At 68.7% G+C, this 12,911-nt stretch carries 14 protein-coding genes; 10 read left to right on the forward strand and 4 right to left on the reverse strand.

Going from position 1 to position 12,911, the window contains the following annotated elements; genetic code table 11:
• The gene (nadC, locus tag ACFWU2_RS15765; RefSeq protein ID WP_378607783.1) at window positions 1-867 is read left to right on the forward strand and encodes a carboxylating nicotinate-nucleotide diphosphorylase; all 867 of its coding nucleotides are present in this window, start codon (window positions 1-3) and stop codon (window positions 865-867) included.
• Window positions 868-870: 3 nt separating this feature from the next.
• Here the strand turns inward: nadC and ACFWU2_RS15770 are convergent, their stop codons facing one another.
• Complete coding sequence (locus tag ACFWU2_RS15770) at window positions 871-2,031, reverse strand: lycopene cyclase family protein (RefSeq protein WP_378607785.1); 1,161 nt, start codon at window positions 2,029-2,031, stop codon at window positions 871-873.
• A gap of 232 nt (window positions 2,032-2,263) precedes the next feature.
• Here ACFWU2_RS15770 and ACFWU2_RS15775 point away from each other — a divergent pair, with 232 nt between their 5' ends.
• Window positions 2,264-3,682 carry a wax ester/triacylglycerol synthase family O-acyltransferase gene (locus ACFWU2_RS15775; RefSeq protein WP_378607787.1) on the forward strand — a complete coding sequence of 473 codons (1,419 nt, stop codon included), beginning with the start codon at window positions 2,264-2,266 and terminating at the stop codon, window positions 3,680-3,682.
• A 52-nt stretch (window positions 3,683-3,734) separates the two neighbouring features.
• Window positions 3,735-4,031 carry a DUF2470 domain-containing protein gene (locus ACFWU2_RS15780; RefSeq protein ID WP_378607789.1) on the forward strand — a complete coding sequence of 99 codons (297 nt, stop codon included), beginning with the start codon at window positions 3,735-3,737 and terminating at the stop codon, window positions 4,029-4,031.
• A gap of 4 nt (window positions 4,032-4,035) precedes the next feature.
• On the opposite strand, the gene ACFWU2_RS15785 is transcribed toward ACFWU2_RS15780, so the two are convergent.
• A complete protein-coding gene (locus tag ACFWU2_RS15785) occupies window positions 4,036-5,271 on the reverse strand; it encodes a family 1 glycosylhydrolase (RefSeq protein WP_378607791.1) in 1,236 nt (411 codons plus the stop codon).
• 181 nt (window positions 5,272-5,452) lie between these two features.
• Between ACFWU2_RS15785 and hisD the strand changes: the two genes are divergently transcribed.
• The 7 genes from hisD to ACFWU2_RS15820 are packed head-to-tail and all read left to right on the forward strand — an operon-like array spanning window position 5,453 to window position 10,806.
• Window positions 5,453-6,775, forward strand: a complete 1,323-nt coding sequence (hisD, locus tag ACFWU2_RS15790) for a histidinol dehydrogenase (protein WP_378607793.1) — start codon at window positions 5,453-5,455, stop codon at window positions 6,773-6,775.
• The gene (locus ACFWU2_RS15795) at window positions 6,772-7,905 is read left to right on the forward strand and encodes a histidinol-phosphate transaminase (RefSeq protein WP_378607795.1); all 1,134 of its coding nucleotides are present in this window, start codon (window positions 6,772-6,774) and stop codon (window positions 7,903-7,905) included. The genes hisD and ACFWU2_RS15795 overlap by 4 nt, the downstream gene beginning before the upstream one ends.
• Window positions 7,902-8,516, forward strand: coding sequence for an imidazoleglycerol-phosphate dehydratase HisB (hisB, locus tag ACFWU2_RS15800; protein ID WP_378607797.1), 615 nt, complete (start codon window positions 7,902-7,904; stop codon window positions 8,514-8,516). The genes ACFWU2_RS15795 and hisB overlap by 4 nt, the downstream gene beginning before the upstream one ends.
• 4 nt (window positions 8,517-8,520) lie before the next feature.
• Complete coding sequence (locus tag ACFWU2_RS15805) at window positions 8,521-8,676, forward strand: hypothetical protein (RefSeq protein WP_378607799.1); 156 nt, start codon at window positions 8,521-8,523, stop codon at window positions 8,674-8,676.
• A 1-nt stretch (window position 8,677) separates the two neighbouring features.
• Complete coding sequence (locus ACFWU2_RS15810) at window positions 8,678-9,874, forward strand: MFS transporter (protein WP_378607801.1); 1,197 nt, start codon at window positions 8,678-8,680, stop codon at window positions 9,872-9,874.
• Window positions 9,875-9,928: 54 nt separating this feature from the next.
• Window positions 9,929-10,564, forward strand: a complete 636-nt coding sequence (hisH, locus tag ACFWU2_RS15815; protein WP_378607803.1) for an imidazole glycerol phosphate synthase subunit HisH — start codon at window positions 9,929-9,931, stop codon at window positions 10,562-10,564.
• On the forward strand, window positions 10,561-10,806 hold the full coding sequence (locus tag ACFWU2_RS15820) for a hypothetical protein (RefSeq protein ID WP_378607805.1): 246 nt from the start codon (window positions 10,561-10,563) through the stop codon (window positions 10,804-10,806). The genes hisH and ACFWU2_RS15820 overlap by 4 nt, the downstream gene beginning before the upstream one ends.
• A 100-nt stretch (window positions 10,807-10,906) precedes the next feature.
• Here the strand turns inward: ACFWU2_RS15820 and ACFWU2_RS15825 are convergent, their stop codons facing one another.
• Both ACFWU2_RS15825 and ACFWU2_RS15830 read right to left on the reverse strand, forming a co-directional pair.
• Window positions 10,907-11,566 (reverse strand): response regulator, encoded by a 660-nt coding sequence (locus tag ACFWU2_RS15825; protein WP_378607807.1) that lies wholly within the window; start codon window positions 11,564-11,566, stop codon window positions 10,907-10,909.
• Window positions 11,557-12,831 (reverse strand): sensor histidine kinase, encoded by a 1,275-nt coding sequence (locus ACFWU2_RS15830; RefSeq protein WP_378607809.1) that lies wholly within the window; start codon window positions 12,829-12,831, stop codon window positions 11,557-11,559. Before ACFWU2_RS15830 ends, ACFWU2_RS15825 begins: the two co-directional genes overlap by 10 nt.
• Window positions 12,832-12,911: the final 80 nt, after the last annotated feature.

Raw genomic sequence — 12,911 nt, forward strand, 5'->3', positions numbered from 1 at the left:
ATGGCCACCGCCCTGCCCGCCGGCCTCGATCTCGACGAGACCCGCGCGCTGGTCGTGCGCGCCCTCGACGAGGACCTGCGCTACGGACCCGACATCACCTCGGACGCCACCGTGCCCGCAGACGCGACCACCACCGCGTCGGTCGTGGCCCGGCAGGCCGGGACCGTCGCCGGACTCGACGTCGGACTCCTCGTCCTCGATCAGGTGATCGGACCGGATCACTATCGTGTGGTCGACCGGGCCGAAGACGGCCACCGCGTCGTGCCCGGCGAGGCCGTGCTCACCGTCGACGCACCGACGCGCGGTTTGCTCACCGCGGAACGGACGATGCTCAACATTCTGTGCCACCTGTCGGGCATCGCGACCGCCACGTCGCATTGGGTCGACGCGGTGCAGGGCACCGAGGCGAAGATCCGCGACAGTCGCAAGACGCTGCCCGGGCTTCGCGCATTGCAGAAGTACGCGGTGCGCGTCGGCGGTGGAGTCAATCACCGCATGGGTCTCGGCGACGAGGCCCTCATCAAGGACAACCACGTCGCGGCCGCCGGGTCGGTGCTCGCCGCGTTGCGTGCGGTCCGTGCGCACGCGCCCGGCGTCCCGTGTGAGGTCGAGGTCGACACACTCGAGCAGTTCGACGAGGTGCTCGCCGAGAATGTCGAATTGATCCTCCTGGACAACTTTCCGCTGTGGCAGACACAGATCGCGGTGCAACGGCGCAACACCTACTCCCCGCAGACCCGGCTCGAGTCGTCGGGAGGCCTGTCGCTCGAGGTCGCCGCGGAGTACGCCCGCACCGGAGTCGATTTCCTCGCGGTCGGTGCGCTCACCCATTCGGTGACGGTGCTCGATCTCGGCCTCGACATGTAGGTGTCAGCGTCCGGTCATCGCCCGGATCAGTGGTCCCGCGGGAAGTGAGGCGAACAACCGCGCTTCGTCGCGCAGGGAGGTGTCCTCGTCGAGGAAGCGCAGCACGGGCTCTGCCGACGTCCGCGCGAACAGCGCGGCGAACATGTCCTCGAGGAAACCTGGACGTTCGACAACGGCCGCGAGCAATGCGCGGTCGTAGCGTTCGAAACGGCTGTGGCGCTTGGGAAGATCGAACGGGTGTCCGTGCTGTGCGAACGACGACGCGATCGCTTCGCAGTCGCGTTGGATCTGCTCGTACGCATAGCCGCTGCTCGCTTTGAGCAACCCCGCAGCGGCTCCGATCCGGACGATGTGCCCGTCGCTGCGCTCCGCGGGCTGCGCCACCAGCGGTAACCGCGCCTGCTCCGACGCGCCGAACTCGTAGGCGCTCTCCGCAACTCCGAGGACCTCGGAGAAATAGACGCGCAACGCCGCGAGGTGCACATCGGCGGGCACGCCCGGGTTAGCAGGATCGAGAAAGCAGGTGTGCTCGACGAGCGCGTGATGGGCGTCGGTCGGGAGCACGTAGACGAAGGACGCCCGATCGGTCTGATCCGTGCGGAAGTCGAACAGCAACGGCACGTGGGGGTCGAACAGCGGGTCCTCCGCCCGAACAGGCACCCCGAGGAAGTCCAGGGCGGCATCGGCGCGGGAATCGACCGCCACCGGACCGCGCGCGTCGAACACCCAGTCGGGCCGTAGTTCTCGCCCGTCGTCGAGTGTCACCAGAGGCCGGTCGGCATCGTCGACGTCGACGACGTGCCCGGTCACCGATCCCACGTCCGGCACCGGATCGGTGTGGCGACGAACTGCCGCCACCAGCGCTGCACCGTGCACCACGCGGTAGCGATAGTGTCCGAGCGCGAGGGTCCGGTCGTGCCCGCCCGCATACACGCGCATCCGATCGAACGTCTCGGTGGCCGCGGAGTCGAGCAGGGCGGTGCGTCGCGTCCACGACGCCCACGAGGCGGCGGTGATGTCGCGGGCGGCGTCGTCGACCACCAGAACCGGGCCCGGCCGAGGACGTGTCGCTGCGAGATGCGCGGCGAGCGAGAGCCCGCTCAGACCGCCACCGAGGATGACGATGCCGCCGTGAAGCGGCCCGGTCCAGGTTCGAAGACTCACGAGTTCTCCGTTCGTCACGACTGGCGCCCATTCTGCGGCACCGGCAGTTCCGGTGCAGTGCTATTGCCTCCGGGGTGATCCCGGGCGAGTCCCGGAACTGCGTCGTTCCGAGGCCGGGGCCCCTCGATCTGGGGTACAACTGTTCATCTCGAGTACCAGCAATGTCGGATCGCGGGGTGGGGTGGCCCCGCGCGGAGCACAGTTCTCGTCAGCGGGGGCGGAGGGATTGACGATGCGGTTACCCATGGCACCGACCGATTCGATGTTCCTGCTCGGCGAATCGCCCGACCATCCGATGCACGTCGGTGGGCTTCTGCTGCTGCAGCCGCCGGAGAATTCCGATGCCACCGAACTGCGGGAGAGGTTCGACGAGGCGCTGCGCCGCGACGATCCGGCAGCACCACTGTGGCGCCAGCGGCCCGTCCGGTCGGTGACCACCCTGGGACAGTGGGCGTGGGAGGAAGATCCGAGATTCGACATCGAGTACCACGTGCGGTTCAACGCCCTGCCCGAGCCGGGAACGACCGAGGTCTTGTGGGAACTGGTTTCCCGGCTGCACGCCTCGTTGCTCGATCGCACCCGGCCGCTGTGGGAGATGCACCTCATCGAAGGTCTGGCCGACGGTCGGTACGCGCTCTACGTCAAGATCCATCACTCCTTGGCCGACGGCATCGGTGCGATGCGGTTGCTGCGACGCGCGCTCGGCGCCGATCCGAGCGAGGTCGGGATGCCCGCGCCGTGGGCAGCGACCGACGGGGCACCGCCCGCACGCTCGACGATGGCTGCGGCCATCGGCTTTCCCGGCCACGCCGTGCGCGCCGTCCGGGGTGTGGTGTCGGAGGCGCTGACGGTCGCCTCCGGCGCGGCCTCCCTGGTTCCGGCGCTGGTCGGTACGGTCGATCGTGCCCTTCACGACCGCGGGGGCCCGCTGTCGCTCGGCGCACCGCACACCATGTTCAACGAGCAGATCTCGGGTTCGCGGCGGTTCGCCGCCCGGTCGTGGCCGCTCGAGCGTCTCCGGCTGGTGGCAAAGCTCACCGACAGCACGATCAACGACGTGGTGCTCGCGCTGTCCTCGGGAGCGCTGCGGACCTATCTTCTCGAGCGCGACGCGCTTCCCGGCGAGTCCCTTGTCGCGATGGTCCCGGTCTCCTTGCGCAGCAAAGAGTCCGGCAACGACATCGCTGTCCTGATGTGCGATCTCGGCACCCGGCACTCCGATCCGGCGCACCGGCTCGAGCGGGTACGGAACTCGATGACCGAGGGCAAGCGTGCGATGCGCGGAATGAGCAAGGTCGGCCGTCTCGCGACGAGCGCAGTCGGTGTCGCCCCCGTCGCGGTCGGTGTACTGACCGGCAACCGGGCAGTGCCGTGGACGCCGTTCAACGTGATCGTCTCCAACGTTCCCGGGCCCGAGGAGCCGTTGTACTGGAACGGCGCGCGCGTCGACGCGCTGTATCCCCTGTCGGTTCCGGTGGACGGTCAGGCTCTCAACATCACGTGCACGAGCACCGACGACGAGATTGCCTTCGGGCTCACGGCGTGTGGGCGCACCGTGCCGGATCTGCCGTGCCTGCTCGACCATCTCGACGCCGAACTCGTCGCACTCGAAGCCGTCGTCACCACGGGTGCGTTCGACGAGGCCCGGTGAGACCCAGCCGGTGAGACCCACGGCGGCGGGTCGTTGGCTAGGCTCGACGCCCGTGACCGAATTCGAACCCGATGTGGTGGCGGCGGTAACCGCTCATATGAACGACGACCACGCCGACGACAGTCTGCTCATCGTGCGGGCGTTCGCCGAACCGCGCGCGGCGCACACCCGGATGACCGGCGTGAGCAGCGAGGCCGGCGTGTGGGTGATCGTGATCGACGGGCAGGAACAGACGGTACGGATCCCGTGGCTCGAGCCGGTCACGGACCGTCGCGGTTTGCGTACCGCGGTGGTCGCGCTCTACCAGGCGGCGTGCGCGCGGCTCGGCGTCGATCCCGCACGGCACTGATCCGTTACCGGACGCGGGTCTCCGCGATGATCTTCCGGTAGGTCTCCACCCCGTCGGTGGGCAGCCGGACGAGTGCGGGATCGGTCCGGGCATCGACCGAATACAAGCCGAAACGCGGTTCGTACGAACCCCATTCGTAGTTGTCGGTGATCGACCAGTAGTTGTACCCGAACACCGGTGCGGCGTCGTCGACCGCACGCATCATCTGGTCCACGTGCTCGCGCAGGTGCCGCGATCTGGTCCAGCCGTCCGGGCGGGGAGCACCATCCGCGGTCGCCATTCCGTTTTCGACGACATACAGAGGCATCCCGGGAAAGCGCCGGGTGTAGTCCATCAGTGCGTCGTACATCCCAGGCGGATGCGGGGTCACCGATGCCGGCTCCCCGGTGGCCGCACGGATCGCGGTGAGATTACCGGGGGCCACCCCGTAGTAGTAGTCGACGCCGACGAAGTCGAGGTGGTCGCGGACGCGATCGAGAAACCAGGTGTCGAGGTAGGGCGCCGCACCGGGAACATAGGCGGCGTTCGAGGTGACCTGCGCCCGCGGGTCGTACCGGTGGATCGTCTCGTAGGCCCCGCGATGCGCGTCGACGAGACGGTCGAACATCATCGGTGCGTCACCGGGGGAGAGGGCACCGTTGGACACCTCGTGCCACACGTAGACGCTGGGCTCGTTGATGGTCACCCACAGCGCGCCGTGTCCGGCGTAGCGTGCCGCCACCGTGTCCGCGTGGGCGAGCCACGCGTCGACCGTCCCCGGGTGGGCCCAGCCGCCCCGGTCGGCGGTCCAGCCCGGGTACACCCAGTGGTCGAGCGTGATCATCGGAGTCATGCCGTGCGCGCGGATCGTCGCGATCACGTCGTCGTAGTAGGCGAGTTCGGTGTCGTCCCACCGCTCCGGTTCCGGCTGGATGCGCGCCCACTCCACAGAGATGCGGTACACCCCGACCCCCAGGCCGGCGGCGCGTGCGATGTCCTCCCGGTAACGATGCCGGAAGTCCACGGCGGTGCCGACCGGATCGTGGCGCCCGCTCGCCGCGTACCGCGACCAGTTGCTGTCGGGGCCCGACCCCTCGGACTGGAAACCGGAACTCGACACGCCCCACAGAAAGGCGTCGGTGTCGGCGTGGGCAGGCCCGCCCGACACGGCTGCCGTCAGCGCCACGAGAGTGACGAGCACCACCCGCAGTGCCGCGCGAACGGGTGCGACGGACATCCGAGCACGCCACGCGGCAGCCATGTATCGCACGGTAGAGCGCCTGCGACGCGCCCGCGGCACTTCGAGACGGATTCGCCGGGCGTGCCGTCGGTCTATGGTCGACGAGGGCACACAACGCCCGCTACGGGGAGTGGATGACAGACCACTCCGGTTCATCGCGGATAATGGGGGTCGATCCCTGTTCTGCGAGAGAGGACACCTCATGCTTGCCCGCACCGACCTGCGTGGTCGTACACCCACCACCGCGGAGCTGAGGGGCGCGCTGCCCCGCGGCGGAGTGGACGTGGACGCGGTGCTCCATCAGGTCCGTCCCGTCGTCGATGACATCCGCGAGCGCGGAGCCGACGCCGCCCTCGACTACTGCGAGAAGTTCGACGGCGTGCGCCCCGCCTCGGTGCGCGTTCCCCAGGCCGAACTCGACCGCGCACTCGCCGAACTCGACCCCGCTGTGCGCGCCGCGCTCGAGGTCGCCATCGAACGGACCCGCAAGGTTCACGCCGAGCAACGTCGCACCGACACCGTCACCGAGGTCGTCCCCGGCGGCACCGTCACCGAACGCTGGGTGCCGGTCGACCGTGTCGGCCTGTACGTGCCCGGCGGCAACGCCGTGTACCCCTCGTCGGTGGTGATGAACGTCGTGCCCGCGCAGGCCGCGGAGGTCGAGTCCCTCGTCATCGCCTCGCCGCCGCAGAAGAACTTCGGTGGCCTCCCGCACCCGACGATCCTCGCTGCCGCCGCGCTGCTCGGCGTCGACGAGGTCTGGGCGGTCGGGGGTGCACAGGGCGTGGCACTGCTCTCCTACGGCGGCATCGACACCGACGGCGCCGAACTCGCCCCGGTCGACATGATCACCGGCCCCGGAAACATCTATGTCACCGCCGCCAAGCGGCTGTGCCGCTCGGTGGTCGGTATCGACGCCGAAGCCGGCCCCACCGAGATCGCGATCCTCGCCGATCACACAGCCGATGCCGTGCATGTGGCCGCCGATCTGATCAGCCAGGCCGAGCACGACGTCATGGCCGCCTCCGTCCTGGTGACCACCAGCCCCGAACTCGCCGACGCCGTCGATGCCGCGCTCGCCGCGCAACTCGAGCTGACCAAGCACCGCGAGCGGGTCACCACCGCGCTGTCCGGAAGCCAGTCGGGCATCGTGCTGGTCGACGACATCGAGCAGGGCCTGGCGGTGGTCAACGCCTACGCGGCCGAGCACCTCGAGATCCAGACGGAGAACGCGTCGGCTGTCGCCGCCCGGGTCCGCGCGGCGGGAGCGATCTTCGTCGGCCCGTGGGCGCCGGTCTCGCTCGGCGACTATTGCGCCGGCTCGAATCACGTGCTGCCTACGGCGGGCTGCGCGCGGCATCAGTCCGGACTGAGTGTGCAGACCTTCCTGCGTGGCATCCACGTCGTCGAATACTCAGAGTCCGCACTGAAGGACGTCGCCGGCCACGTGATCACCCTCGCGAACGCCGAGGATCTGCCCGCGCACGGTGAAGCGGTGCGGCTGCGATTCGAGGCACTCCGGTGACCGGCCCGTCGATTCCCGGCTCGCGCATCACGCTCGAGGACCTGCCGCTTCGCGAGAACCTGCGCGGCAAGTCGCCGTACGGCGCGCCGCAATTGTCGGTGCCCGTGCAGCTCAACACCAACGAAAACCCGCACCCGCCCACGCAGGCTCTCGTCGACGACGTCGCCGAGTCGGTCCGCGAGGCCGCGACACAGCTGCACCGGTATCCCGATCGCGACGCCGTCGCGCTACGTGCCGACCTCGCCGCGTATCTCACGCGGCAGACCGGTGTCGCCCTGGGCGTCGAAAACCTCTGGGCTGCAAACGGTTCCAACGAGATTCTGCAGCAGCTCTCGCAGGCGTTCGGTGGACCGGGCCGGTCCGCGATGGGATTCGTGCCGTCGTACTCGATGCACCCGATCATCGCGGACGGCACCCAGACCGAGTGGGTACCTGCGTACCGCCGCTCCGACTTCACCCTCGATGTCGAGGCCTCCGTCGCCGCCATCCGCGACCGGCGTCCCGACGTGGTGTTCGTTACCAGCCCCAACAACCCGACCGGGCACAGCGTCCCGCTCGACAGCATCCGCGAGATCCTCGACGCCGCTCCCGGCATCGTGATCGTCGACGAGGCGTACGCGGAGTTCTCGAGCGCGCCCAGCGCAGTCGCGCTGATCGATGAGTACCCGGCCAAGGTCGTCGTCTCGCGCACCATGAGCAAGGCATTCGCTTTCGCCGGTGGCCGTCTCGGTTACCTCGCCGCCGCGCCCGCGATGATCGACGCGCTGCTGCTGGTCCGGTTGCCGTACCACCTGTCGGTGATCACCCAGGCCGCAGCGCGCGCCGCATTGCGGCACGCCGACGACACCCTCGGCTCCGTCGCGGAACTGTCCGCCGAGCGCGACCGCGTCGCAGCCGAACTCGCCGGATTCGGATACGACGTCATCCCGTCCGACGCCAACTTCATCCTCTTCGGCCGTTTCGCCGATTCGGCCACCACCTGGCAGCACTACCTCGACGAGGGCGTCCTGATCCGGGACGTCGGCATCCCCGGATATCTGCGCACCACGATCGGCCTGGCACACGAGAACGACGAGTTGCTGCGGGTCAGTGAGAAACTCGCCGCTACGGAAATCGAGGCAACCCGATGAGCGACCGCATCGCGAAGGTCGAACGCACCACCAAGGAATCGTCCATCACCGTCGAGTTGAACCTCGACGGCACCGGCCGCACCGACATCTCCACGGGCATCCCGTTCTACGACCACATGCTCACGGCGCTCGGCCAGCACGGCAGCTTCGACCTCACGGTCCACGCGCAGGGTGATGTCGAGATCGACGCGCACCACACCGTCGAAGACACCGCGATCGTTCTGGGCCAGGCGTTCCACCAGGCCATCGGCGACAAGCGCGGTATCCGGCGTTTCGGGGATTCCTTCATCCCGATGGACGAAACGCTCGCCCACGCGTCGGTCGACGTGTCGGGACGTCCGTACTTCGTCCACACCGGCGAACCGGATTACCTGGTGCACTCGGTGATCGGTGGCTACCCGGGCGTGCCCTATGCCACCGTGATCAACAAGCACGTCTTCGAATCGTTCGCGTTCCACGCGCGGATCGCACTGCATGTGCGCGTGCTGTACGGGCGCGACCCGCACCACATCACCGAGGCCGAGTTCAAAGCAGTCGCACGTGCGCTGCGCGAAGCGGTCGAACCCGATCCGCGCGTCACCGGCGTGCCGTCCACCAAGGGAACGCTCTGACGGTATGGATGTCGTACTGACCTACCTGTGCTTCATCGCCGCCGGGATCCTCGCGGGCGGCACGTGGTCGATGTGGAAGGCCCGCAACACCCTCTTCGCGGGCATCCTCTTCGCCCTGGGACTGCTGGCAGTGATCGCCGGTGTCCTCCGGTTGATGTGACGTGGCCGAATCCGGCGTGACGGACAACCCGAAGCTGTTCGGAGTCCGGGGACTCGTCGCGGCGTGGTCGACATCCGCGGCAGCGTTCGCGGGTTTCTCACTGTTGCTTCCGGTGGTGCCCTGGGCGATCGCGGAAGAAGGCGGGAGCGATACCGTCGCGGGCTCGGTGACCGCGGTGTTCATGTTCACCACGGTGCTCACCCAGATCGCGATGCCCAAGCTGCTCCGCAGGTTCGGCCATCGCGCGACCCTCGTCGCGGGCTGTCTGTTCCTCGGTCCGCCGTCCTTGCTGTTCCTCGTGTCCATGGAGCCCGCAGCTGCCCTGGGAATCTCTGCGATCCGGGGGATCGGCTTCGGGATGATCACGGTGGCCTCCGCCGCGCTGGTGGGCGAACTCGCGCCTGCCCGACTGCTCGGGCGTGCCACCGGCATGCTCGGTATCGCGATCGCCGCGTCGCAGATGATCGGACTGCCCACGGGGCTCGCACTGTCCGAACGGTTCTCGACCACACCGGTGTTCGTGCTGGGCGCGATCCTGTCGTCGGCGGGACTGATCGCCGCAGCGCGCCTGCCGCGTCTCGAAGCGCGCACGGGCCCGCGCCCGGCGCGCATGCCGTTCGTGCTGCTGTTGCTCCCGACCGTGGCGGTGGGCGCCGGCGCGATCGCATACGGCGGTCTGACATCGCTGCTCGCCATCGCCGTGGCCGACCTCCCGGTCGCGGCAGCACTGGCTGTACTCAGCGGTTCGACGCTGGTCGGCCGGTTCGGCGCCGGGGCTGTCGCGGACCGGGTCGGTGCGGGCCGGATGCTTCCGGTCGGGCTCGGACTCGCCGCGCTCGCCATGGTGCCGTTCGCGCTCGTCGCCGACGGCCGGGCCGGCGCCGTGGCTCTCATCGGGGCGGCGGTGTGCTTCGGGCTCGGGTTCGGTGTCGTGCAGAACGAGGCGCTGCTCATCGCGTTCCGCCGAGCGGGCTCAGAACACATCGGTTCGGCCAGTGCAGCCTGGAACATCGGCTTCGACGCCGGTACCGGCGCGGGCTCCTTCGCGCTCGGTGCGATTGCCGCGGCCGCCGGATATCCGACGGCGTTCACCATCGCAGCGGTGCTCGTCCCCGTTCTTCCGCTCCTGGCTCGGCTCGCCGGTCCCTCGGAGCGTCCCGGTGTGCCACAGGTCACCGAGCGGCCCGGCACGGAATAGGGAGGACCCTGCCACCGCACGGGGCTGTTCGTGCCGCCGCATAGAATCGAGGCCATGAGCACAACCAAGGTCGCCGTCCTCGACTACGGCTCCGGCAATCTGCACTCCGCGACGCGAGCGATCGCCCGTACCGGTGTGGACGTGGAGGTCACCTCCGACCCCAAGGTTGCGCTCGCCGCCGACGGGCTCGTCGTCCCTGGCGTCGGGGCATTCGACGCCTGCATGCGGGGCCTTCGCAGCGTCGGTGGCGAGAAGATGATCGGCACCCGGCTCGCAGGTGGCAGGCCGGTGCTCGGCATCTGCGTCGGCATGCAGATCCTCTTCGAAGACGGTATCGAGCACGGCATCGAGACCGAGGGCTGCGGCGAATGGCCCGGCACCGTCGAGCGTCTCGACGCGCCGGTGCTGCCGCACATGGGATGGAATACCGTCGAAGCCCCCGCCGATTCGGTGTTGTTCGCCGGCATGGACCCCGACACCCGCTTCTACTTCGTGCACTCGTACGCGGCGCAGAAGTGGGAACTGCCGGACCCGGAGCGGCTCGCTCCGCCGAAGCTGACCTGGGCCGAACACGGAAGCCGCTTCCTCGCGGCCGTCGAGAACGGTCCGTTGTCGGCTACGCAGTTCCACCCCGAAAAGTCCGGGGATGCCGGGGCGCAGTTGCTGAGGAACTGGGTGAACTCGTTGTGACACGTGGCGGGGACGACGAGCCGGGTGCGAACTTCTCGCTGGCCCGGCTCGCCCTGTCCTCGCTCGGTGCGGCGGCCGCGGTGCTCGCGCTCGTCACCGTGGTCATCGTGGTACTGAAGCCGAGTCCGGGACTGAGCCTCGCGATCGCGCTGCTCGGTGTCGTGGGCGCCATCGGAGTTATGGGATTCGTGTCGGTTCGCACCACCCGCCGCGCCTTCGGACGGGACGAGCGTCGATCCTGACGGCGGAGTCCGCGCTGTAGGACGCCGGGGGTCGAGAACTCCTTCATGACCTCTCTGTCACCGGCAGTGCTTCCGGCAATCGGATCGCAGGTTTCGACGCTCAGCTCCGTTCTCCCGTTGCTTCGAGATGACGGAGCACCGCCACGACCCGCCGGTCGGAGTCGTCGCCTGCCTGCAGGCCGAGTTTCGAAAAAATATTCCGAATATGTTTGTGCACAGCATTTTCCGTGATGAACAGTCGACTTGCGATTGCGCTGTTGCCCATTCCTTCAGCCATCACCCCGAGCACCTCCCGCTCTCGCGCGGTGAGGCCGGAGAGCCGGTCGGCGGCGCGCTGTCGCGCGAAGAGTTGAGCCACCACTTCGGGATCGATGGCGGTGCCGCCACCGGCGACACGGCGGAGTGCCTCCAGAAAGTCCCCGACCCGCCCGACACGTTCTTTGAGCAGGTACCCCGTGCGGTGTGCGCCGCCCGCGAGCAGTTCGGTGGCGAAGCTCTGCTCCACGTAGGCCGAGAGCACGAGAACCGCGAGGCCGGGGTGGGCCGCTCGCGCCGCGACGGCTGCGCGGATGCCCTCGTCGGTGTGGGTCGGGGGCATGCGGACGTCGACGATCGCGACGTCGGGACGATGGCGCTCGACCGCCTCGAGCAGGGTGTCGGGATCACCCACGGCGTCGACGACGTCGAGTCCTTCGCCGCGCAGCAACAGTACGAGTCCTTCCCGCAGCAGTGCATCGTCCTCGGCGACCACTATCCGCACGGGATCACCGCCGTCACGAGCGTCGGTCCACCGGCCGGGCTGTGCACCTCGAGCGTTCCGTCGTGGGCTTCGACGCGTCCCTGGATTCCGGCGAGACCGGATCCCGGCCGGACGACCGCGCCGCCGATACCGTCGTCCTCCACCTCGACGACGAGTGTGTCGCCCTGTCGGTGCGCCCGCACGTCGGCCCGCTGAGCCCCGCTGTGGCGGGTGACATTGGTGAGCGCTTCGGCGACGGTGAAGTACGCGATGGCTTCGAGGGCCACCGGGCAGCGAGGGGATACGTGGGTGTCCACGCGCGCCTCGACCGCGCATTGTGCGGCCAGCGCCGACAATGCCCCCGGTAACCCTTCGGATTCGAGGACCGGCGGCAGGATGTTCCGCACCACCGAGCGCAACTCTGCCAGCGCCAGTTCGGCGCTCTGCTGGGCACGTTCGAGCAGCGGGTCGGCGGTAGCGGGATCCCGTGCCAGTGCTCGGCGGGCCGCGCCGGTGAGGACCGCGACGGTCACGAGCCGATTCTGTGTGCCGTCGTGCAGTGCCCGTTCGATCCGTCGCAGCTCCACGGCGTGTGCGTCCAGGGCCGCGGCTCGGGTGGCGGTCAGTACTGCGACGCGTTCGGAGAGGTCGAAATCCGGGTGCGGAGCAAGGAGACGGACACCGGGCGCGACCTGGGCCTTCAGCAACAACGGCGACAGCGACAACCACAGGGTCGCCCAGACGAGACCGGCGACGACGGCCCACCACGCGTCGGTCCACGTCGTGACAGAAACCAGGCCGCCGACGAAGGTCGCGGCACCGGGCGAGACGAAGTGCCACCACAGCGGCGTCGCGAGATCCTGTATCGCATTCGACAGGAACTGCAACGGCAGCAGGCCTACGACGAGACCGAACGTCGCGTGGATGCCCATCCAGGCGACATCTCGTCGGGGGCCGGGATCTGCGCGCAGGAATTGCCAGGCATCGTGCCAGTCGGTGGGAACGGGTCCGTAGGGCGAGCGAACAGACCGTCCCATCGCGGCCAGGCGGCGTCGTTCCAGCTGTGCGATCCACCGGACGGCGGACAGTGTCGGTCCCAGTAGAAGCAATCCGATACCCACCAGGCTGAGCAGCGCGACCGTGATCAACGCGATCACAAGACCCAGTGCAAGTATCGCGGTGCCTGCCCCGAGTGCGAGCCATTTCGTCGCGAGGACGGCCTGTGTCGTTGTTGCCGTTGCCTTTTCGCGCAGCGTGGTGGGCCAGGCGTCGCGAACCGCTGTCACGTGTCCTCCTCGGATCCTCCTTCGGGTGGAGGTTGTGGGTGTGCGAGACGACGTTATGCGGTGGTCGACGGTGCCGTCCA

Origin of the sequence: Rhodococcus sp. NPDC058639 (assembly GCF_042717545.1) — a bacterium.
Classification (GTDB): domain Bacteria; phylum Actinomycetota; class Actinomycetes; order Mycobacteriales; family Mycobacteriaceae; genus Rhodococcus.